We start from the raw sequence: 1,226 nt of genomic DNA, 5'->3' as shown, positions 1-1,226 counted from the left end.
CGCGATCGCGGCGGTGGCGGCGGCGAGGGCGGGCGCGCGGACACTCGTGGTGGAGGCGCTCGGCAGCCTCGGCGGGACGGGCACGAACGCCCAGGTGACGCCGCTGATGCGCAACGTCTCGGCGGGCGTGAACCTCAACCGGGGCCTGACGGACGAGCTCAAGCGCCGCCTGATCGAACGCGGGGACGGCGCGGTGGACGCGTCGGGCAACGACAACTGGTTCAATCCGGAGGGCATGAAGTACGTCCTGGAGCGCATGGCGGTGGAGAGCGGCGTGGAGCTCCTCTACCACACGCACGTCGTGGGCGCCGCCACGGACGAGGCGGAGGGCGGCGCGCGGAACGTGCGCGGCCTCATCGTGCACAACAAGGGCGGCCTGACCGAACTTCCCGCGAAGGTGATCGTGGACGCGACGGGCGACGCGGACGTCGCGATCTCGGCGGGCGCGGCCTTCGACGCGGGCGGCGAGGACGGCCTGCATCAGGCGATGAGCCTGCGCTTCACCCTCGCGGGCGTGGACACGGAGCGGCTCACGGCGTTCCTGAACGAGCAGGGCCAGTGGCAGGAGTCGCCACGCTTCATGCACTTCTGGATGGTGTGGGGCAAGAACAGCACCCTGGAGCCGCTGTTTCGCCGCGCCGTCGAGGAGGGCGTCCTGCTGGAGCGTGACGGGGACTACTTCCAGGGCTTCAGCGTGCCGGGCCGCCCGGGCGAGATCAGCTTCAACTGCCCGCGCATCGCGCCGGAGATCAACGACGGCGCGGACCCCTGGCAGCTCTCGGCGGCGCAGGTGGACGGCAAGGAGGCCGTGGAGCGCCTCGTGCGCTTCTGCCGGACCTCCCTGCCGGGCTGCGAGGCGGCCTTCGTGGGGAGCTACGCGCCGATGGTTGGCGTTCGCGAGACGCGGCGCGTCGTCGGCGACTACGTCCTGACGCTGGAGGACATCCTGGACTGCCGCACCTTCGAGGACGCCGTGTGCCGCAACCACTACCCGGTGGACATCCACTCGCCGCGCGGGAAGCTGCTCTACCACGAGCGCGAGGGCCGCTCACCGTACTTCGCGCCGGACGCCTTCCACGAGATCCCGTACCGCTCGATGCTGCCGCGCGGCCTGCGCAACGTGCTGGTGCCGGGCCGCTGCGCGAGCGCCACCTTCGAGGCGCAGTCCGCCATCCGCGTGCAGCAGAACTGCCACAGCATGGGCGAGGCGGCGGGGCTCGCGGCGG

1 protein-coding gene is annotated in these 1,226 nt (G+C 71.9%); it reads left to right on the top strand.

Annotation, left to right across the window (positions count from 1 at the left end):
* The coding region (locus DEIPI_RS28290) for an FAD-dependent oxidoreductase (RefSeq protein WP_045233600.1) at positions 1–1,226 on the top strand (1,226 nt) is incomplete at both ends.

The organism is Deinococcus pimensis DSM 21231, assembly GCF_000519345.1.
In the GTDB taxonomy this organism is placed as follows: Bacteria; Deinococcota; Deinococci; order Deinococcales; family Deinococcaceae; genus Deinococcus_A; species Deinococcus_A pimensis.
The sequence above is the reverse complement of the archived record's forward strand: the minus strand, read 5'-3'. Positions and strand labels throughout refer to the sequence as shown.